At 59.7% G+C, this 19,001-nt stretch carries 19 protein-coding genes; 6 read left to right on the forward strand and 13 right to left on the reverse strand.

Annotated elements, in window-relative coordinates:
• Positions 1-1,743: a proline--tRNA ligase gene (locus J1777_RS04050; RefSeq protein WP_207574561.1), complete on the reverse strand. Its 1,743-nt coding sequence runs from the start codon at positions 1,741-1,743 to the stop codon at positions 1-3.
• A gap of 111 nt (positions 1,744-1,854) precedes the next feature.
• Between J1777_RS04050 and J1777_RS04055 the strand changes: the two genes are divergently transcribed.
• The 4 genes from J1777_RS04055 (at position 1,855) to J1777_RS04070 (ending at position 4,084) form a co-directional block, all read left to right on the forward strand.
• The gene (locus J1777_RS04055) at positions 1,855-2,535 is read left to right on the forward strand and encodes an RNA pyrophosphohydrolase (protein WP_207574562.1); all 681 of its coding nucleotides are present in this window, start codon (positions 1,855-1,857) and stop codon (positions 2,533-2,535) included.
• Positions 2,536-2,668: 133 nt separating this feature from the next.
• Positions 2,669-2,923 (forward strand): acyl-CoA-binding protein, encoded by a 255-nt coding sequence (locus J1777_RS04060; protein WP_207574563.1) that lies wholly within the window; start codon positions 2,669-2,671, stop codon positions 2,921-2,923.
• 96 nt (positions 2,924-3,019) lie between these two features.
• Entirely contained in the window at positions 3,020-3,637 is a 618-nt protein-coding gene (locus J1777_RS04065; RefSeq protein WP_207574564.1) for a hypothetical protein, read from the forward strand.
• A gap of 96 nt (positions 3,638-3,733) precedes the next feature.
• Positions 3,734-4,084, forward strand: a complete 351-nt coding sequence (locus J1777_RS04070; protein WP_207574565.1) for a DUF1840 domain-containing protein — start codon at positions 3,734-3,736, stop codon at positions 4,082-4,084.
• An 87-nt stretch (positions 4,085-4,171) separates the two neighbouring features.
• Here the strand turns inward: J1777_RS04070 and J1777_RS04075 are convergent, their stop codons facing one another.
• Both J1777_RS04075 and orn read right to left on the reverse strand, forming a co-directional pair.
• Positions 4,172-6,118, reverse strand: coding sequence for a DEAD/DEAH box helicase (locus tag J1777_RS04075; RefSeq protein WP_207574566.1), 1,947 nt, complete (start codon positions 6,116-6,118; stop codon positions 4,172-4,174).
• A gap of 316 nt (positions 6,119-6,434) precedes the next feature.
• Entirely contained in the window at positions 6,435-7,040 is a 606-nt protein-coding gene (orn, locus tag J1777_RS04080; RefSeq protein WP_207574567.1) for an oligoribonuclease, read from the reverse strand.
• A 29-nt stretch (positions 7,041-7,069) separates the two neighbouring features.
• Here orn and J1777_RS04085 point away from each other — a divergent pair, with 29 nt between their 5' ends.
• A complete protein-coding gene (locus J1777_RS04085) occupies positions 7,070-8,404 on the forward strand; it encodes a M48 family metallopeptidase (protein WP_207574568.1) in 1,335 nt (444 codons plus the stop codon).
• Positions 8,401-9,384, forward strand: a complete 984-nt coding sequence (gene rsgA, locus J1777_RS04090) for a ribosome small subunit-dependent GTPase A (RefSeq protein ID WP_207574569.1) — start codon at positions 8,401-8,403, stop codon at positions 9,382-9,384. Before J1777_RS04085 ends, rsgA begins: the two co-directional genes overlap by 4 nt.
• Before the next feature lie 59 nt (positions 9,385-9,443).
• Here the strand turns inward: rsgA and J1777_RS04095 are convergent, their stop codons facing one another.
• From J1777_RS04095 to J1777_RS04140, 10 genes are all read right to left on the reverse strand, one after another.
• Positions 9,444-10,952 carry a methyl-accepting chemotaxis protein gene (locus J1777_RS04095; protein WP_242700375.1) on the reverse strand — a complete coding sequence of 503 codons (1,509 nt, stop codon included), beginning with the start codon at positions 10,950-10,952 and terminating at the stop codon, positions 9,444-9,446.
• Between the two features lie 292 nt (positions 10,953-11,244).
• Positions 11,245-12,183 (reverse strand): regulatory signaling modulator protein AmpE, encoded by a 939-nt coding sequence (gene ampE / locus J1777_RS04100; protein WP_207574571.1) that lies wholly within the window; start codon positions 12,181-12,183, stop codon positions 11,245-11,247.
• 39 nt (positions 12,184-12,222) lie between these two features.
• The gene (locus J1777_RS04105; RefSeq protein WP_207574572.1) at positions 12,223-12,948 is read right to left on the reverse strand and encodes a CoA pyrophosphatase; all 726 of its coding nucleotides are present in this window, start codon (positions 12,946-12,948) and stop codon (positions 12,223-12,225) included.
• 84 nt (positions 12,949-13,032) lie between these two features.
• Positions 13,033-13,431 carry a 50S ribosomal protein L19 gene (gene rplS / locus J1777_RS04110; protein WP_207574573.1) on the reverse strand — a complete coding sequence of 133 codons (399 nt, stop codon included), beginning with the start codon at positions 13,429-13,431 and terminating at the stop codon, positions 13,033-13,035.
• A gap of 137 nt (positions 13,432-13,568) precedes the next feature.
• The gene (gene trmD / locus J1777_RS04115) at positions 13,569-14,366 is read right to left on the reverse strand and encodes a tRNA (guanosine(37)-N1)-methyltransferase TrmD (RefSeq protein ID WP_207574574.1); all 798 of its coding nucleotides are present in this window, start codon (positions 14,364-14,366) and stop codon (positions 13,569-13,571) included.
• A 16-nt stretch (positions 14,367-14,382) separates the two neighbouring features.
• The gene (gene rimM / locus J1777_RS04120; protein WP_207574575.1) at positions 14,383-14,952 is read right to left on the reverse strand and encodes a ribosome maturation factor RimM; all 570 of its coding nucleotides are present in this window, start codon (positions 14,950-14,952) and stop codon (positions 14,383-14,385) included.
• 92 nt (positions 14,953-15,044) lie between these two features.
• Complete coding sequence (gene rpsP, locus J1777_RS04125; RefSeq protein ID WP_207574576.1) at positions 15,045-15,299, reverse strand: 30S ribosomal protein S16; 255 nt, start codon at positions 15,297-15,299, stop codon at positions 15,045-15,047.
• A 211-nt stretch (positions 15,300-15,510) separates the two neighbouring features.
• Positions 15,511-16,521: an inorganic phosphate transporter gene (locus J1777_RS04130; protein WP_207574577.1), complete on the reverse strand. Its 1,011-nt coding sequence runs from the start codon at positions 16,519-16,521 to the stop codon at positions 15,511-15,513.
• Positions 16,522-16,552: 31 nt separating this feature from the next.
• Positions 16,553-17,200, reverse strand: a complete 648-nt coding sequence (locus J1777_RS04135; RefSeq protein WP_207574578.1) for a DUF47 domain-containing protein — start codon at positions 17,198-17,200, stop codon at positions 16,553-16,555.
• Positions 17,201-17,590: 390 nt separating this feature from the next.
• Positions 17,591-18,952 (reverse strand): replication-associated recombination protein A, encoded by a 1,362-nt coding sequence (locus J1777_RS04140; protein WP_207574579.1) that lies wholly within the window; start codon positions 18,950-18,952, stop codon positions 17,591-17,593.
• Positions 18,953-19,001 lie beyond the last annotated feature (49 nt).

Below are 19,001 nucleotides of genomic sequence, written 5' to 3' on the forward strand. Positions count from 1 at the left end.
TTACAGCCCCAGCCGGGTTTTGAGTTGTGCCACCACGTCGGCCAGCGGCACGGGGGTGGCGGCGGCATCGCGCCGGTGTTGGTATTCGACCAGGCCCTCTTTCAGGCCTCGGTCGCCCAACACCACGCGGTGGGGTACGCCAATCAGCTCCCAATCGGCAAACATGGCCCCTGGGCGCTCGCCCCGGTCATCCAAAATGACATCCACGCCCAGCGCCAGCAGGTCGGCATAGAGTTTTTCGGCAGCTTGTTTGACCAATTCGCTGCGGTCCATGCCAATGGGGCAAAGCACCACGGTGAACGGCGCAATCGCATCGGGCCAGATGATGCCGCGCTCATCATGGTTTTGCTCGATGGCTGCGGCCGGCAGGCGCGTAATGCCAATACCGTAGCAACCCATTTCAAAATGCGTGGGTTTGCCGTTGTCTGCCAAGAAGGTGGCGTTCATGGCCTCGGAATATTTGGTGCCCAGGTAGAACACATGGCCAATTTCAATGCCGCGCTCAATGGCCAGCGGGCCTTGGCCGTCGGGCGAGGGGTCGCCAGCCACCACGTTGCGCAGGTCGGCCACCAGCGCGGGCTCGGGCAGGTCACGGCCAAAGTTCACGCCCCGGATGTGAAAGTCTTTTTCATTGGCACCGCAAATCCAGTCGGCCATCACAGCCACTTCCCGATCGACCACCAGTTTCACGGGTTTTTGCAAGTTCAGCGGCCCCAAATAGCCCGGCTCGCACCCGAAATGGTCTTGGATCTCTGCCAGGCTGGCAAAACGGAAGTTGGCCAAGCCATCGACTTTATTGACCTTGACCTCATTCATATCGTGGTCGCCACGCAGCAGCAGCAGCCAGACTTGGGTTTTAACAATTTCGCCTGCTTCATTGACCTCGTCCGTCGCCAGCACCAGAGATTTGATGGTGCGGGCCAGCGGCAAGCCCAGCTGATCGGCCACGGCCTGGCAGGTGCTGTTGCCGGGAGTGGCGATTTTTTCCAGCGCCTCGCTGGCCGCTGGGCGGGGGCCGGCGGGGGCCAAGCTCTCGGCTTTTTCGATGTTGGCGGCGTAATCGCTGTTCGGGCAGTACACGATGGCATCTTCACCGGTGGCAGCAATCACCTGAAACTCTTCGCTCAAGTCCCCGCCAATGGCACCACTGTCGGCCCGCACGGCACGGTATTGCAGGCCAAAACGGTCAAAAATGCGCTGGTAAGCATCGCGCATGGTTTGGTAGCTGGCTTGGGCGCTGTCGCGGTCTTTGTCGAAGGAGTAGGCATCCTTCATGGTGAATTCGCGCCCGCGCATCAGGCCAAACCGGGGGCGGCGCTCGTCGCGGAATTTGGTTTGAATTTGGTACAGATTCTTGGGCAGCTGCTTGTAGCTTTTGAACTCTTGGCGGGCGATGTCGGTGACCACTTCTTCGCTGGTCGGTTGAATCACAAAATCGCGCCCGTGGCGATCCTGAAAGCGCAGCAGCTCAGGCCCCATTTTGTTAAAGCGCCCCGTCTCTTGCCATGCCTCTGCCGGCTGCACTACGGGCATGGTCACTTCAATTGCTCCGGCGCGATTCATCTCCTCGCGCACGATGGCTTCGACTTTGCGGATCACGCGCAGGCCCATGGGCATGTAGCTGTACACGCCAGCACCGAGCTTTTTAATCATCCCCGCACGGGTCATGAGTTGGTGGCTGACGATCTCAGCGTCGGCAGGCGCTTCCTTCAGGGTCGAGATTAAAAAATGCGAAGCTTTCATAGCAATGAGGCCGGTAGTAAGAGCGTGGTAGTGCAGGAAATGGGCATGGCCCGCTTGCCGAGAGCAAGGGGCCATGCATAATGAACCCAAGTTAAAAATTGGGGTTTGATTATGCTTGACCGGGACGGATTTCGCCCAAACGTCGGCATCATCTTGCTCAACCAGAAGAACCAGGTGTTCTGGGGCAAACGCATACGCACACACAGTTGGCAGTTTCCGCAAGGTGGCATTGATCGGGGTGAATCGCCCGAGCAGGCCATGTTCCGAGAACTGCACGAGGAAGTCGGGCTCCAGCCTGAACATGTGCGCATCGTGGCCCGCACCCGCGACTGGTTGCGCTACGAGGTGCCAGACCGATTTATACGCCGCGAAGCACGCGGCCATTACCGAGGGCAAAAGCAAATTTGGTTCTTGCTGCAGCTTACGGGCTACGACTGGAATCTGAACTTGCGGGCCACCGACCACCCCGAGTTTGATGCTTGGCGTTGGAACGATTACTGGGTGCCGCTGGAAGTGGTCGTGGAATTTAAACGCGGTGTGTACGAGATGGCGCTGACCGAGTTGGCCCGCTTCTTACCGCGCGGCGAGCAGCCGCGCAACCGCTACCTGCGCGGCGGTATGCGCAATCGCGAAGGCGAGCGCGAAGGTGAACGGCGTGAGCTGCGCGGCCCAGATGCTGGTCTTGAGCCGACCCGCAGCGCTTTGCGCACCCCCTGGGCCCCCGGCAACCTGCCCATGGCTTTACCCCCCGGGGCCAGCTTTGATCCTGAGCCGCCCTCCGGCACTATCTAAAATTTCAGATGCACGTAATGGCCCTGCGGGGCCATTTTTGCGCCTGAATCAAAATAAAGAACGATCGTTCTTTTAATTCGACTACACTGCAACTTTCCTGTCGTTTTTACAAATTTTGTTTTGGAGACCCGCCATGTCCGATTTGCACGCTGCCTTTGAAGATGCCGTAAAAAACTCCACCAGCCTGAGCGAGCGCCCTGACAACGCCACGCTGCTGAAAATTTACGCCTTGTACAAGCAAGCGACCGAGGGGGATAACGAAGCCAAAAAACCCAGCTTCACCGATATGGTGGGCCGCGCCAAGTGGGATGCTTGGGAAAAGCTCAAAGGACAAAGCCTGGACGAAGCCAAGCAAGGCTATATCGACCTGATTACCTCGCTGCGCTAAAAACAGCGCATGCTGGACACAACGGCCGGAATGGCCGTTTTTTTATGCGCCGAGCGCGGCATTCCCTGACTACACTTGACAGATCAGGGAGTGGCTATGAGTGGTTTAAGTTGGATATTGATCATTGGGGCAGGCATTTTTTGGTTGCAAACCAATGAGCAGCGCCGTCGCATGGGATTGCTGGCCAAGCATTTGGCCCCCACGCGGGTAGAAAAAATTCTTGGCACCTTGATTGATGGTTACCTCAAGGCGCTGGAGTTCCAAGACCCTGAGCGCCAGCAGCACGCCTGGAATGCCTTGGGGCGGCAAGAGCAAGAATTGGTGGAGCATTTCCAGCGTTTTGCCGATGGTTTTGCCACAGAAAGCGCCGAAGCCACTCGGGTGAGTACCTTGCCCCTGGGCTTGCCGCTGCTGGACCGCATCTTGCCCGCCTACACCTTTGACATGCGCCAGGCCCTGGCGCTGCATGCCCAGGCCATTCGCGCTGCCTGCGCCCCGGAAGGGCTGGATGCAGCGGCCCGGCGCGATTTTGCATTCACCATGACTGCCGAGCTGCTACTGATGCAGCACACCTGCCATTGGTTTGGTAAAACACGCACGATTGCCTCGATTCGGCTGGTCACACGGCATAAAACCCAGTACGAGCAGGTGCTCGCTTCGGTCGCACCGACCACACGGCGGGCGTATTTGAAGTTGATTGGCGACAGCAATTAGCCACTAAGGGCTGTGCCGAATGACTTTTTCAGGATAAGCGCGGCACAATGGCTTTCGGGATGAATCAAAACTACTCACAAAAGAAAGGGAATCTGTATGTACACCTTCCAATCGCGTGCAGCAGCTGATTTGCTGATGCTGGAGGCCACTGCCAAACACATCTTGCAGTTGCTGGACAAAACACCTGGCGAGCCCGGGATCATCACGGTGGCGCAAATTCCCGCAGCCTTGGAGACCCTGGCCAAGGCGGTTGAGGCCGATGAAGCGCGGCGCAAAGCGCTGGAGCTGGCCGCGCAGTCGCCCGATGCGGCGACCAGTGCCAAAGCGGGTGCGGAATCGGCCGAGTTGGGGGCTATCAGCTTGCGCCAGCGGGTGGCTCCTTTGGCGGACATGCTGCGCGCCAGCTTGGCCGAAAACAAAGACCTGACCTGGACACCGAAAAAGTAAGCCGGTCTTTCGCCCCCCTCACCCACAAAAAAACCGCTGTGTTGAGCAGCGGTTTTTTTATGGCTGGCGCACTGCCGCTAGGGCTGCTTAATGCTCACGTGCAAAACGCTTGCCGCCACGGGGTTCATAAGGCTTGCCAGCGGGTTTGCCGCCACCAAAATTACCACCGCCGCGGCGCTCACCGTCAAAGCGGCGCACTTCGCTGCGCTCGCCAAAGGGTTTGCCACGGCCAAAGCCTTCGCCATCGCGGCGGGGGGCGAACTCACGCGCAGGTGCAGCGCCAAAGTCGCGGCTACCGCCTTCGCGATTGCCAAAACCACGGCTGGCACCAAAGTCACGGCTGCCGCCTTCACGATTGCCAGCTTCGCGGTTGCCAAAGCCACGGCCAGCACCAAAGCCACCACGATCACCACCTGCATCACGGAAATCGCGCTGGGGACGGTCACCAAAGCGGGGACGCTCGCTGTCACGGCCAAAGCCGCCGCCAGCAGCACCGCCAAACCCACTCTTGCGGCCATAGCTGCTGCCGCCGCCAAAACCACCCTCGCGGCGTGGCGCGCCTTCGCTGCGGCCACCGCGGAAGCCACCGCGGTCGTTGCCACCTGCACCACGGCGGCCTTCGGAGCCGCTGGGGAAGCGTTGCTGTGGCTCCAGTCCTTCAATGGTCTCGGGTTTGAATTGCAGGCGGGTAAAGCCTTCAATATCAAAAATACGGCGGCGGTCACGGAATTCGGCAAAGGTCACGGCCATGCCTTCGCGCCCAGCGCGGCCGGTGCGGCCAATGCGGTGGGTGTAGTCCTCGGCCTTCATGGGCAGACCGTAGTTGAAGACGTGGGTGATGGTGGGCACATCAATACCGCGTGCCGCCACGTCGGTGGCAACCAGAATCTGAATTTGCCCTTCACGCAGTGCCCGCAGACGGCGGTTGCGCAGCCCTTGGCTCAATGCGCCATGCAAAGCGGCGGCCGAGAAACCGGCCTCTGCCAAGTCTTGCGCCAGGCCGTCGCACTCCACTTGGGTGGAGGCAAACACGATGGCCTGGTTGATGGTGGTGTCACGCAGCCAGTGGTCCAGCAGCTTGCGCTTGTGCTGGGCATGGTCAGCCCAGTACAGTTTTTGCTGGATGTTGTCGTGGCCCTGCTGGGGCGTGGCGATGGTGATTTTTTGCACATTGGCACCGCCGTCGTGCATCACGCGCATGGCCAGCTGCTGAATGCGCGGCGCAAAGGTGGCGCTGAACATCATGGTTTGCTTGCGCTGGGCGGTCATCTGGTGGACCTCTTCCAGATCATCGGCAAAACCCAGGTCGAGCATGCGGTCGGCCTCATCGACCACCAAGAACTGCACCTTGTCCAGCTTGATTTGCAGGCTGCGCTGCAAGTCCAGCAAACGGCCCGGCGTGGCCACGACCAAATCGGCGTTTTGCAGCTTGGCAATTTGTAGTTGGTAGGGCATGCCACCGACGACGTTGGCCACACGCAGATTTTTGCAGTGCTTGACCAGCTCAATGGCATCTTGCGCCACCTGTTGGGCCAGCTCACGGGTGGGGCACAGCACCAAGGCACCGGGCACGGCCGCCTTGAAATTGCGCGATTGCATGGGGTTTTTGCGCTTGGCACGCTTGGGGGCGGCCTCGCCGCTGGCAGCCGCTTGGGCACGCTGGCGCTCAAATTCGGCTTGCTCGGCAGCGGCTTCGATGGCTTTTTGTGCGATCAGGGTATTGAGCACGGGCAGCAAGAAAGCAGCCGTTTTGCCCGAGCCGGTTTGGCTGGACACCATCAAGTCGATGCTGGCTTCGTCGGCCTTGCCACTGCCCATGGCCAGGGGAATGGCTTTGGCTTGCACTTCGGTGGGCTGGGTGTAGCCCAGATCGGAGACAGCACGAACCAGTGCGGCATCCAGGCCCAAAGCGGTAAAAGGGTTGGGGCCTTCGGCCACAGCGGCCACCGCAGGGGCAGCAGATTCAATAACCACGGCAGGAGCAGACACGGCCACGTCAGCCACGATGGGCTGGTCTAAAGTTTCAGTATTCATAGTGATGCAATAACAACGCGGCCATGCCACTGCCCTTTGCGCAGTGGAGATCAAAAAGGATGGCTACGTTTTTGACGGTTACGGGGAACAACATCCACCGTCAAACATTCCGTCTGATGCTTTTGGGCTGCAGGGTGCAGCGGCATCGCGGTGGGCCTGGATGGTTCTAATGCGGGCACTGGGCTGTAAAAGCTTGAAAGCGCCGTGGCATGAACGTGCCCGGTAGTGTGATGGGAAGATGTAACAAATCTGCCAAAGAGTTCTAGGGGTAACCCTTAAGGCAAGCCAGCGATTCTAGCCGAGTTACTGATTTTTGTCACGGCAATAAAAAATGCTGGCGGTAGTGCTGCAATTCGTCAATGGATTCAAGCACATCGGCCAAAGCGGTATGGCGCTGGGCTTTTTTAAAAGATTTGACGGCCTCGGGCTTCCAGCGCCGGGCCAGTTCTTTCAAGGTGCTTACGTCCACATTGCGGTAGTGCAGGTAGGCCTCCAGCTTGGGCATGTAGAGCGCCAAAAAACGCCTGTCTTGTCCAATGCTGTTGCCGCACAGCGGCACTTTGCTCTTGGGGACGTACTGGCGCAGGAAGGTGAGCAACTGCTCTTGCGCATCCTCTTCGCTCAGGGTAGAGGCTTTGACCTTGTCGATCAGGCCACTGCGCCCGTGTGTGCCTTTGTTCCAGGCATCCATGGCGTTTAGCAGCTCATCACTTTGGTGAATCACCAGCACCGGGCCAGGCACGCGCACTTGGAGATTGGCATCGGTGACGACCACAGCAATTTCGATGATGCGTTCGGTGGCGGGGTTCAGCCCCGTCATCTCGCAATCGATCCACACCAAATTAAGGTCGGACTTGGGCAAATGGGGAACGGCAGGAGGGCTGACAACAGCCGGGGTTTCACTGGAAGCGGGGGAAAGCATAGACAAATTGTCGCCTACACTCGCGCCACATGTCGTCCTCCAGCCTCTTTTCCCCCAGTTTTCTCCTCACAGCGGCCTTTGCCTGCGCCTTGGCGCTGCAACTTTTGGCCCAAGTGGGTTTGCTCACCCGCCAAGTGCGCCATGTGGCCCGCCACCGCAGTGCCGTGCCTGCCGCATTTGCTGAAAAAATCACCCTGGCCGCGCACCAAAAAGCGGCCGACTACACCTTGGCCAAAGCGCAAGTGGGCCTGCTGCAACTGGCCTGGGGGGCCATGCTGCTTTTGGGTTGGACGCTGTTGGGCGGGCTGGATGCCCTGCACCAGGCACTGCTGGCCGCCATGGGGCCTGGGCTGGGGCAGCAAATTGCGCTGGTGGCGGCGTTTGCCTTGATTTCCGGCGTGTTGGAGTTGCCGTTTTCGCTCTACCAAACCTTTGTGGTGGAGCAGCGCTTTGGCTTTAACCAAAGCACGCTGGGCCTGTGGCTGGCGGATGTGTGCAAAAGCAGCGTGTTGGCCGCCGTGATTGGCCTGCCCCTGGTGGCTGCCGTGCTGTGGCTGATGCAAGCCGCCGGCAGCCTGTGGTGGCTGTGGGCCTGGGGGCTGTGGACGGGCTTTCAGCTGTTGCTGATGTGGATTTTCCCGACCTTTATCGCACCACTGTTCAACAAATTTCAGCCCCTGGAAGATGCGGCCCTGAAAGAGCGCGTTACCACCTTGATGCAGCGCTGCGGCTTTGCCGCCAAGGGCTTGTTTGTGATGGATGGCAGCCGCCGCTCGGCCCACGCCAATGCTTATTTCACCGGCCTGGGCAATGCCAAGCGCGTGGTGTTCTACGACACGCTATTAAAAAAACTCAACGTCGATGAGGTCGAAGCGGTGCTGGCGCACGAGCTGGGCCACTTCAAACACCGCCACATCACCAAACGCATGCTGGGCATGTTTGCCCTCAGCCTGGGCGGGCTGGCGCTGCTGGGCTGGGTCAGCCAGCAGCCGTGGTTTTATACCGGCCTGGGCGTGGCCCCCTCACTGGCCTTGGCCCTGGGGTCGAGCAGCAGCATGCTAAGCGGGGCGCAAATGGGCCACATCCCTGGCGTGGCGCTGCTGCTGTTTTTGCTGGTGGTGCCGGTGTTTAGTTTTTGGCTGGCACCGCTGATGGCGCATTTTTCGCGCCGCGATGAATTTCAGGCCGATGCCTACGCCGCCGCCCAAGCGCAGCCGGCAGCCCTGGCCAGTGCGCTGCTCAAGCTGTATGAGGACAACGCAGCCACCCTCACCCCGGACCCGCTGTATGCCCGCTTTTACTATTCACACCCCCCAGCAGTAGAGCGCTTAGCGCAGCTACAGCGCCAAGAAAGCCGTGTATGAGTCGTAAAAATAGCGCCAAATCAGCGCCAGCTGCTAGCAATACAGAAGGTGTGGGCTTGCAAGAGGGCTTGGTCGTGGGCAGCCATGGCCGCCACTGCGTGGTGGAGAGCGCCGATGGCAACCGCCGCATCTGCCACCCCCGGGGCAAAAAAAATCAAGCCCTGGTCGGTGACCGCGTGCTGTGGCTGCCTGCCCCGCCAGGCCAGGGGGAGGAGGGCAGCATCGAAAAAGTACAGGCGCGGCGCAATCTGCTCTACCGCCAGGACGAGATTCGCACCAAATCTTTTGCGGCCAATATTGACCAAGTGCTGATCCTGATCGCGGCCGAGCCGGTGTTCTCTGAAAGCCAACTGGCCCGCGCCTTGATTGCCGCAGAGGCCGCTGGCATTCCCCCCATCATTGCCCTGAACAAAAGTGATTTAACCGTGCCCTTTGCCCAGGCCTGGGAGCGCTTGGCGGCGTACCGCGCCATCACCGATGGCGAGGGGCAGCTGCACTACCGCACGCTGGGGCTGAATCTGGCCCAGCCCAGTGATGCACAAACCGCCCTGCTGGCCCAGCTGTTGGCCGACAAAGCCACCTTGGTGCTGGGGCCGTCCGGTTCGGGCAAGAGCACGCTGATCAATCTGCTCATTCCCCAAGCACAGGCGGCGACGGGGGAAATCTCGCAAGCGCTCAACTCGGGCCGCCACACCACCACCACCACCACCTGGTACTGGCTGGATGGCGCGCGGCGCAGCGCCTTGATTGATTCGCCCGGCTTTCAAGAATTTGGCCTGCGCCACATTGCCCCCACAGCGCTGGCGCACTTTATGCCCGACATTCACCAGCACGCCAGCAGCTGCAAGTTCTACAACTGCACCCACTTGCACGAACCCGGTTGCGCTGTGCTGGCACAGGTGGGGCACAGCATCAACGCCCAACGGCATCGGCTGTATGCCGCATTGTTTGAAGAGCTGTCTGCGCCTGTGAATTATTGATTTCAGGCTATTAAAGCCATGAAATTGTTGATATACAAGCGGTGACAGCTATCTAAATATTAAAACCGAAAAACATCCAGCGTGCGCCGCAACACCCCCGTGCTGCCGTCCATGCGCTCGGCCGACTGGGCATAGTCGTGCGCCATGCGGGCGTTGTCCTGGGTGACGTGGTCCAGATCGGCCAGCGCCACATTCACCTGGGCGATGCCCGCGCTTTGTTCGGTCATGGTGACCAGCATGCCTTGCATTTCCTGGCGCACCTGTTGCACCGCCTGCACCGACTGGCCCATGGATTGGCTGGCCGACTGCATTTGCGCTGCGCTGCGGCTAATTTGGTCGGTCGAGCCGGCAATCAGCTGGCGGATTTCCCCCGCCGCCTTGGCGCTGTTTTGCGCCAGATTGCGCACCTCAGCGGCCACCACGGCAAACCCTCGGCCTTGCTCCCCGGCGCGGGCGGCCTCGACGGCGGCATTCAAGGCCAAGATATTGGTTTGAAAAGCAATGCTTTCGATGGTGGAGATGATGTGCCCCATCTGCTGGGACGATTGCTGCAGCTCTTGCATCAACTGCTGGCTGCGCTGCATGGCTTGTTCGCTTTCGGTGGAGAGCTGGGCACTGCGCTCGGTCTCGCGCTGAATTTGCTCTGTTGTTTGCCGACTTTGCGCAATGGTTTGGGCCATTTGCTCCATGGCGGTGGCCGTCTCTTGCAAGTCCTGCGCTTGGCGATCCGTGCATTCGGACAAGCGCCCTGCACCCTCGGTCAGCTCCCGGGCCACGGCATTGAAGCCATCAATTTCGTGTTTGGCATCGCCAAACACGGCCCGCAGGTTGATGTGGATTTGCTTCATTCGCTCCTGCAGCAAGCCCAGTGGATGCGGTGGCAAATCTTTGGGCAAGGTGCCCGATAGCTCACCGCTGGCGATTTCAGCGCTCAGGGCATGAATGGCCTCCAATGGCTGGGTAATGCGCCGGTGCAACCAGCCCAGCGCCATCGCCGACCAGCCCAGCAGCAAGGCGGTCAATACGCCCAGCTGCCAAGGTGCCGTCCATCCCAGCAGGGGAAACAGCAGCGCCAAGACCACCAGCGGCAGCTGCAAAACGGCTTGGCGCTGGGTCAAACTCAGGCGCTGCAACTTGCCCCACTGGTTGCGCCAGCCAAAGACGCGAATGCGGCCGCCGTGCAGAATAAAGCGCGGTTTGGCACGGCTGCGCTGGGCCACGATGTCTGCGTAGAGTTTTTGGGCCTCGGCAATTTCTTGGTCGCTGGCCCGGGCACGCACCGACATATAACCAATCGGTTTGCCCGCTTGCAGCACCGGGGTAACGTAGGCCCGCACCCAATAATGGCCACCGCCATGGCGCGCATTTTTCACCGTGCCTTGCCAAATGCGACCATGCCCAATGGTGGCCCACAGATCCTTGAAAATTTCGGACGGTACGTCTGGGTGGCGTACGATGCTGTGCGGCTGCCCCATCAGGTCGTGCTTGCTAAAGCCACTGACCTGCTCAAACGCCTCATTGCAGTGGGTGATGCGCCCTTGCTTGTCGGTGGTGGACATCAAGAGCATGGACTCTGGAAAATCGTAACCCCGACCCACCGAGGAAGCGCTTTGCGCGCCCGCCCGGTGCGATGGCAAAGACGAGAAAGCAGCTGCCGCAGTGGCAGCAGACTGTGTCGATAAATCAGCAATAGAGCGCATAGGGCCTCACTGTGTAAAGCACATTGGCCAAAACCAATGTTTGGATGAATGTGCTGTGCAGCCGCTGATACTAGAAGTTTTTTGTGTCTAGAAGAACCGTGCTAACAACGGTTTAACACCAATCCAACAAAAAGCCTATGTCTTTGTTGAGGCAGATCAATTAACCCAATAAGCGCCCCAGGGTTAATAGCGCCAGCAGTAGCAGCCACACCGCCACCAAGCGCCATACCAAGCCCACCAAGCTGTACAAATGCTGCATTTGAGGTGCCAGGCCGTTGGGCATGCCGTACGCCCCCAGATCAATGTGCAGTGCCCCAGCCGTGGCTGCGATCACCAGGCCATCGTTGTCCTGGGGGGCTTTTTGCGCATAGGTGCGCCACCCGGCCAGGGTGTCTTCAAAGCTTCCAACAACCGCAAAGCCAATGGCCGTTAAGCGGGCGGGCAGCCAATCGAGCCACCACCAGGCACGCTGCACTGCCGCTTGCAGGCGTTCACTGACCGGTTGCACCCCCGCACTGGGCTGGGCCGACCAGTCGCGCCCCAAATATTCCGCTGTGCGGTAGAGCACCGCACCCGCCGGCCCCAAGCCCAACAGCATGGAGAGGGTGAACCACACAAATACGCCAAATACATGGCGGTGGGCTTGCACCACGGAGTGGGCCACCACCTGCTCCAGCAAGCCTTGCTCAGTCGGTGCGGGATCGGCCTGTGGGTGCCAGTGGGCAAAGGCGCTGCGTGCGGCAGGCAAATCGCCCTCGGTCAAGGCATCGCGAATGGCCGTGAAATGGTGGCTAAATTGCCGGAACCCCAAGGTGAGGTAAAGAATTGCCACGTTCCACAGCAGCGCCAGCGGCCAGCCAACCGTGGCCAACAGCAGCCAATACACCCCCATGGCCGCCAGGACGGGCACCAGCACGGCGGTGCCTACGGCCAGCCAGGGCGAGGTGGCAAGAACTTGCTCACTTTCATCGACTTGGGCATCCAAGCTGCGGCGCACCGAGACGGCCCAGGCTTTCAAACCTTGGTAAGCGGGGTTATCACGCTGCAGGGGGCGGGCCTGCTCCAGCATCAAGGCAAACAGGATGGCAAAAAAACTCATGCCGTCGATCATAGCGGCCACCAGCGGCACATGAGGTGTTTATTGCGCAGCCATAAAGCGGTAAAAGTTGCGCAGCATGCCCGCCGTGGCACCCCAGATAAAGTGCTCAGCCCCCAAGGGGTCGTGCGGGTCTTTGTAGGGCATGGCAAACCATTCGCGCTCACGCCCTTGCCAGAACATGCGGTGGCGTTGGTGGTTGGCTGGATCGAGGATGAAGGCCAGCGGCACTTCAAACACCTGGGCCACCTCCTGCGGATTGGGCTTGAGTGGCTGGGGCGGCACCAGGGCCACCACAGGGGTTACGTTGAACGCCGAGCCCGTGGTGTACACCGGCAGGCTGCCCAGCACCTGGGCGCGCTGCGGGGCCAAGCCCACCTCTTCCCAGGCTTCGCGCAAGGCGGTGGCGATGGCATCGCGGTCTTCAGGGTCGGTACGCCCTCCTGGGAACGCCACTTGCCCTGAGTGGCTGGAAAGCTGCGCGCTGCGCTGGGTCAGCAGCACCGTTAGCCCGCCAGTGCGCTGCACCAGGGGCAAAAGCACAGCCGCTTCAGCCACAGGGCGCTCAACAAAGGCCGGCTCGCCACGCAACTCTGGCTGCCACACCGGGGGCTTGGCAAAGCGCTGGCGCAGGGCTTGCTCGGTTTGTGCCTGGTGGGCCACCGCGGGCAAGTGGCTATCGCGGCCAGAAATCGGTACTTGCCGGGGGTCGAACGATGGAATGCCGACAGGGCGCTGAAAACCGGGGGAAGAAGAGGGGGAAGACATAGCAAAAACAAAAAAGCCGCCACAGCAAAACTGTAGCGGCTTTTGTCCAGTCCCATGTTCCCCTGCTGGGCAGGGGGGCGGTGCTTACTCAGCAGCAGCAGGGGCTGCGGCGGCCACAGCCGCTTTGCGCTGGGGCAGTTTTTCCTTGATGCGGGCTTTCTTGCCAGTCAGACCACGCAGGTAGTACAGCTTGGCACGGCGCACGTCACCACGGCGCTTGACTTCGATTTTGGCGATCAGGGGCGAGTAAGTTTGGAAGGTACGTTCCACACCCTCACCGTTGGAGATCTTGCGCACAATGAAGCCGCTGTTGAGGCCACGGTTGCGCTTGGCGATCACCACACCTTCGTAAGCCTGCACGCGCTTGCGGCTGCCTTCGACGACGTTCACGCTCACGATGACGGTGTCACCAGGGTTGAAGTCAGGGATCTCTTTGTTCAAACGAGCAATTTCTTCTTGCTCAAGGGTTTGCAGCAAATTCATGGTTCATCCACATTGATCGTAACCGCGCCGAAATTGGCAAGTGCCGGGATTGGCACCATAAGCTGCAAAACATTTTGCAGCGGCCGGAAAGAGGATCAAAGAACCGCGCATTATAGCAATCCCCCAATAAGGAGCAACTAATGCCCTGCAATACCGGCATCGTCCGGCGCAGCTGGCAGCGTGCGCAAGAAGGCCTCGTCCTGCGCTGTTAAACGCCCTTGGCGGCGGGCTTGTTGCAGCAGTTGCGGGCGCTGCTGGGCGGTGAGGCGCAGGCTTTGCTCACGCCGCCAGCGTTCAATGTGGGCATGGTGGCCCGACAGCAGCGGCGCAGGCACGCTGTGGCCTTGCCACACTTCGGGGCGGGTGTAGTGCGGGCAATCGAGCAAACCATCCAAGGCCGGATTAAAACTGTCTTGCTGAAAGCTGCCCGCGTCATTGAGCACCCCAGGTTGCAGGCGGGTGATGGCATCGAGCAGCACCAGCGCGGCCAGCTCACCGCCGGAGAGAACAAAATCCCCCAGGCTGATTTGGTGGGTGACGTTGGCATCAATAAAGCGCTGGTCGATGCCTTCGTAACGCCCACACAGCAAAATGGCCCCGCTGCTCTGGGCCCACTGCGCCACCGCGCCATGGTGCAAGGTGTGACCAATGGGTGAAAACAGCACCACAGGCACCGCCTCCTCCTCGGGCAGCGCTTGCGCCCGGCTTTGCTGGGCGGCATCCAGGCAGCGCTGCAGCGGATCGGCCAGCATCACCATGCCAGGGCCGCCGCCAAAAGGGCGGTCATCCACCCGGCGGTAATTGCCCTCGGCAAAATCGCGCGGATTCCATAAATGCACTTCGACCTGGCCGCTGGCAAAGGCACGGCGGGTCACGCCGTTTTCAAGAAATGGCGCAAACATTTGCGGGAACAGGGTCAGGATGTCAAAGCGCATGGCCCAGTCGGCAGTCTTAGTAATCCAGTTGCCAATCGGCGACGATGGTTTTGCCCGGCAGATCAACACTGTCGATATAGGCATCGACAAAAGGAATCATGCGCTCGATCGTTTTGCCCTCAAGCGTTTGACTGAGCACCAGCACGGTTTGCGGGCCGGTGGACAGCAGGTCTTTGACCACGCCCAGCACCACGCCCTCGCGGTTGCGCACTGTCAGCCCGAGTAAATCAACCCAGTAATACTCACCATCTTCGGCCTTCGGAAAATGCTCGCGGGCCACAAAAATACGGGCGCCGCGCAAGGCTTCGGCGTGGTTGCGGCTGACCACGTCCAGACTGGTGGCCACCAGGCCATCGCCATGCCAGCGAATTTGCTTGACGGGCAGGATGACGGTGCCCGCAAAGGTTTTGGCGCCTTTTTCTGCGGGCTGCAAAAACCATTGCGGCGCAGCCATCAACGCCTGCGGATCGCTGCTGAAGGCTACAACCTTGAACCAGCCCTTCACCCCCCAAGCATCGGCAATGCGCCCAACTTCAACGGCATCGCTGGGCAGGTCGGTGGCAGATAACAGGGGCAATTCGCTCATAAACAACTCATTGAATCCATAAAAAAAGCCCCGTCAGCGATGCTAACGGAGCTTTGCTTGCAGTCAGAAGCGCGAGGCTTAGCGACCGCTAGTTAGGCAGCCACTTTGGCAGCAGCTTGCTTGACCAGACGCTCAACGGTGTCCGAAGCTTGCGCACCAACGCTCTTCCAGTAAGCCACGCGGTCCAGCGCCAGGCGCAGGCCTTCTTCAGCGCCACGGGCGTTGGGGTTGTAGAAACCCAGGCGCTCGATGAAAGCGCCGTCGCGACGCACACGCTTGTCAGCGGCAACGATGTTGAAGAACGGGCGGGCTTTGGAGCCGCCGCGGGAAAGTCGGATGACGACCATGGTTATTCCTTCGGGTGGTGGTAAATTTTTCAACGTTTGAGACACGCGACATGGCCACCCGGCCAGCGACACGCCGAAAACGCGCGATTATATAGGAAAAGAAGAGGAGAGGGCGATTTTAAAAAAAGAGCTGCACGCGCTTTAAAAACAAAGGTTTTAGCATGTAAATGCATTTCAACCTTTGTAAATACATCGTAAGCAGCTTCTTTTTTTAATACAGCTGCAAGCTGATCCAGTAGGCAATCGAGGCCACAAAGGCGCTGGCCGGAATGGTCAAAAGCCACGCCCAGACGATGTTGCCCGCTACGCCCCAGCGCACGGCACTGGCCCGCTGGGTGGAGCCCACGCCCACAATCGCCCCCGTGATGGTGTGCGTGGTCGAGACCGGCACGCCCAGAAAGGTGGCCACAAACAGGGTCAGGGCACCGCCGGTTTCGGCGCAGAAGCCGCCCACGGGTTTGAGTTTGGTGATCTTTTGCCCCATGGTTTTAACGATGCGCCAGCCGCCAAACATGGTGCCAAAGCCAATGGCGGCGTAGCAGCTGATGATGACCCAGGTGGGGGGGCTGGCCTCGCTGGCCGAGGTGTAGCCCGTGGCAATCAGCAGCAACCAGATGATGCCGATGGTTTTTTGGGCATCGTTGCCGCCGTGGCCCAGAGAGTAAGCACCCGCCGAGACCAGTTGCAGTTTGCGAAACAGGCCATCGACCCGGTTGGGGCGGGCGCGGCGAAAAACCCAGGCAACGAGCACCATCATCAACGAACCGAGCAAAAAGCCCAGCAGCGGCGAAATGACAATAAACGCCACTGTTTTCAAAATTCCGCCAGCAATCAGGGCGCTGAAACCGCCCTTGGCCAAGCCCGCGCCCACCAGCCCACCGATCAAGGCGTGCGAGGAGCTGGACGGGATGCCGTAATACCAGGTGATAAGGTTCCACGTAATGGCCCCCACCAGTGCGCCGAAGACCACGTGGGTATCGACAATGTCGGCCTCGACGATGCCTTTGCCGACGGTGGCGGCCACACTCAGGTGAAAGACGAAGATCGCGGCAACGTTAAAAAATGCGGCAAACAGCACCGCTTGGCCCGGTTTGAGCACGCCGGTGGAGACAACGGTGGCAATGGAGTTGGCAGCATCATGAAACCCGTTCATGAAGTCGAACACCAAGGCCATTGTTACCAGCAGGATGACCACCCATAGGGCAGCTTGTATGGGTTCCATAATCCGGAATTCCTTGTTGTGCTGGGAAAAATCAGGCGTTTTCGAGGACGATGCCCTCAACCACCTTGGCAACGTCTTCGCATTTATCGGTGACCGACTCCATCAGCTCATAGAGCACCTTGAGCTTGAGCAGCTCGCGCATGTCTTGCTCTTCACGGAACAGCTTGCTCATGGCCGAGCGCAGGACGCGGTCCGCGTCGGATTCGACCTTGTCGATTTCATTGCACAGCTTGAGTGCGGCCTCGGCCGTTTTGCTATCGCTGACGCGGTCCAGCAGCTTGACCACATCACGCACCAGCTCACAGCAACGCATGTTCAGCCCCGTCAGCTCAATGACTTCGGGGGTCATCACGCGCACGTCGTAGAGGAACATGGTGTCGGCGCTGTCCTGAATCAGGTCGGCCACATCGTCCATGGTGTCGATCAAGGCATGGATGTGCTCGCGATCCAGGGGGGTGATGAAGGTTTGGTGCAAGGTGCGATTGACTTCATCGGTTACACGGTCAGCGGCTTGCTCGGCCTCATCGACCGCTTGGTTGAATTTCTCGCGCAGCTCAACATCGCTGTAGTTCTCCACCAGCTCAGAAAATGCTTGCGCTGCTTCAACCATGCGCTGGGCGTGCTGGTTGAACATTTCAAAAAAATTGCCTTCGCGCGGCAATAGCTTGCCAAACAGCATGAACGCTCCTTCGGATGGATTGCGTAATAGATTAAACCCAGTGTGCCCGTCACGCAGGAAGCACACCAGCTCTGGGATGGCTGCTCCTGGGCCTGACACCATCAAGTCAGGATGCAGCCGATATAAAAGCCAGGCAAGCATGGATGCCTACCTGGCCAAGTGGCGCAATTTTCCACGACAGCGGTGCTGCTGCGACGGAAGAACCTAGGCATAACCCTAGGGAGTGCTAGAAAAGCAGGGGGCGAAAAACTTCAATTTTTAATATTTGTTGAATTTTTTCAATGGCTTATAAATTTATAAAACAAAAGATAACAATTTTTTGTTTTTTGTTGTTTCACTGCAACGCGCTGGGCAGGCCATGCCCCAGCCGCTCGCCCAGGCGGATTGGGCTCATTTGGCTTCTTTGGCCAGAGGTGGGGGTGGGGTTGGTGCCTGTGCCTGTGCCTGTGCATTGCGCTGGCGCAGCGTGTGCAGCTTCTCGCCAATCTTGATTTCCAGCCCGCGCGCTACCGGCTCATACAGCGGGGGCGGCTGCAGGCCTTCAGGAAAATAGTTTTCTCCGGCGGCAAAGCCATCGGCCTCATCGTGGGCGTAGCGGTAGCCTTTGCCATAGTCCAGTTGCTGCATGAGTTTGGTTGGCGCATTGCGCAAGTGCAGCGGCACGGGGCGGCTGCCATCGTTTTGCACCAGGACCCGGGCGCGTTTGTAGGCGATGTAGCCTGCATTGCTTTTGGGCGCAGCCGCCAGGTACAGCACGGCTTGGGCCAGGGCCAATTCGCCTTCCGGGCTGCCCAGGCGCTCATAGGTGTGCGCGGCATCATTGGCCATTTGCAAGGCCCGGGGGTCTGCCAGGCCAATGTCTTCCCAGGCCATGCGCACAATGCGCCGCGCCAGATAGCGTGGATCAGCCCCGCCATCGAGCATGCGCACCAGCCAGTACAGGGCGGCATCGGGGTCGGAGCCGCGCACGCTTTTGTGCAGGGCGCTGATGGTGTCGTAGAACTGTTCGCCGCCCTTGTCGTAGCGGCGCAATTGTTGGCCCAGCACCTGCTTTAGCCAGGCGGTGGTGATTGCGTGGACACCGGCCTGTTCAGCGCTCACCGCCAACGTCTCCAGGGTATTGAGCAACCGCCGGGCATCGCCATCGGCATAGGCCACCAGGGTTTGCAATGCTTCTTTTTCGATAGCTGGTAGCGCTTGTGCAGTCTGCGCTTTGACCACAATTTGCTCTAAATCTTCCAAGGCCAATGGCTGCAGCACATACACCACCGAGCGCGAGAGCAAGGCGCTATTGACTTCAAACGATGGGTTTTCGGTGGTGGCTCCCACAAAGGTAAACAGTCCGCTTTCCACATGCGGCAAGAAAGCATCCTGCTGGCTTTTGTTGAAGCGGTGTACCTCATCGACAAACACAATGGTGCGCTGCGCTAGCAAGCCGCTGGCAGCGGCCTGGGCCTGCTCCACCGCCTCGCGGATTTCTTTCACGCCGCCCAGCACGGCACTGATGGCGATGAATTGGGCATCAAACGCCTGGGCCATCAACCGGGCAATCGTGGTTTTACCCACGCCCGGCGGCCCCCACAAAATACAGCTGTGGGGCCGCCCCGATTCAAAGGCCAGGCGCAGCGGCATTCCCGGCCCCAGCACATGCTGTTGGCCAATCACTTCGGCCAGCGACTGCGGGCGCAGGCGCTCTGCCAGTGGCGGGTGGGGGGAGGGCGTGGAACCGGAGGGAGAAGCTGCTTTGGCCATAGGGCTGCCATCCTAGCGCTTACCGCCCCCGTCGCGCTCTTTCCTACAC

The sequence above is a fragment of the Comamonas denitrificans genome (genome assembly GCF_017368815.1).
Classification (GTDB): Bacteria; Pseudomonadota; Gammaproteobacteria; order Burkholderiales; family Burkholderiaceae_C; genus Comamonas; species Comamonas denitrificans.

Bases quoted from the DNA above. Each gene is read 5' to 3' on its own strand.
- J1777_RS04050 (WP_207574561.1), bottom strand. From the start codon at position 1,743: ATGAAAGCTTCGCATTTTTTAATCTCGACCCTGAAGGAAGCGCCTGCC.
- J1777_RS04055 (WP_207574562.1), top strand. From the start codon at position 1,855: ATGCTTGACCGGGACGGATTTCGCCCAAACGTCGGCATCATCTTGCTC.
- J1777_RS04060 (WP_207574563.1), top strand. From the start codon at position 2,669: ATGTCCGATTTGCACGCTGCCTTTGAAGATGCCGTAAAAAACTCCACC.
- J1777_RS04065 (WP_207574564.1), top strand. From the start codon at position 3,020: ATGAGTGGTTTAAGTTGGATATTGATCATTGGGGCAGGCATTTTTTGG.
- J1777_RS04070 (WP_207574565.1), top strand. From the start codon at position 3,734: ATGTACACCTTCCAATCGCGTGCAGCAGCTGATTTGCTGATGCTGGAG.
- J1777_RS04075 (WP_207574566.1), bottom strand. From the start codon at position 6,118: ATGAATACTGAAACTTTAGACCAGCCCATCGTGGCTGACGTGGCCGTG.
- orn (WP_207574567.1), bottom strand. From the start codon at position 7,040: ATGCTTTCCCCCGCTTCCAGTGAAACCCCGGCTGTTGTCAGCCCTCCT.
- J1777_RS04085 (WP_207574568.1), top strand. From the start codon at position 7,070: ATGTCGTCCTCCAGCCTCTTTTCCCCCAGTTTTCTCCTCACAGCGGCC.
- rsgA (WP_207574569.1), top strand. From the start codon at position 8,401: ATGAGTCGTAAAAATAGCGCCAAATCAGCGCCAGCTGCTAGCAATACA.
- J1777_RS04095 (WP_242700375.1), bottom strand. From the start codon at position 10,952: ATGCTCTTGATGTCCACCACCGACAAGCAAGGGCGCATCACCCACTGC.
- ampE (WP_207574571.1), bottom strand. From the start codon at position 12,183: ATGAGTTTTTTTGCCATCCTGTTTGCCTTGATGCTGGAGCAGGCCCGC.
- J1777_RS04105 (WP_207574572.1), bottom strand. From the start codon at position 12,948: ATGTCTTCCCCCTCTTCTTCCCCCGGTTTTCAGCGCCCTGTCGGCATT.
- rplS (WP_207574573.1), bottom strand. From the start codon at position 13,431: ATGAATTTGCTGCAAACCCTTGAGCAAGAAGAAATTGCTCGTTTGAAC.
- trmD (WP_207574574.1), bottom strand. From the start codon at position 14,366: ATGCGCTTTGACATCCTGACCCTGTTCCCGCAAATGTTTGCGCCATTT.
- rimM (WP_207574575.1), bottom strand. From the start codon at position 14,952: ATGAGCGAATTGCCCCTGTTATCTGCCACCGACCTGCCCAGCGATGCC.
- rpsP (WP_207574576.1), bottom strand. From the start codon at position 15,299: ATGGTCGTCATCCGACTTTCCCGCGGCGGCTCCAAAGCCCGCCCGTTC.
- J1777_RS04130 (WP_207574577.1), bottom strand. From the start codon at position 16,521: ATGGAACCCATACAAGCTGCCCTATGGGTGGTCATCCTGCTGGTAACA.
- J1777_RS04135 (WP_207574578.1), bottom strand. From the start codon at position 17,200: ATGCTGTTTGGCAAGCTATTGCCGCGCGAAGGCAATTTTTTTGAAATG.
- J1777_RS04140 (WP_207574579.1), bottom strand. From the start codon at position 18,952: ATGGCCAAAGCAGCTTCTCCCTCCGGTTCCACGCCCTCCCCCCACCCG.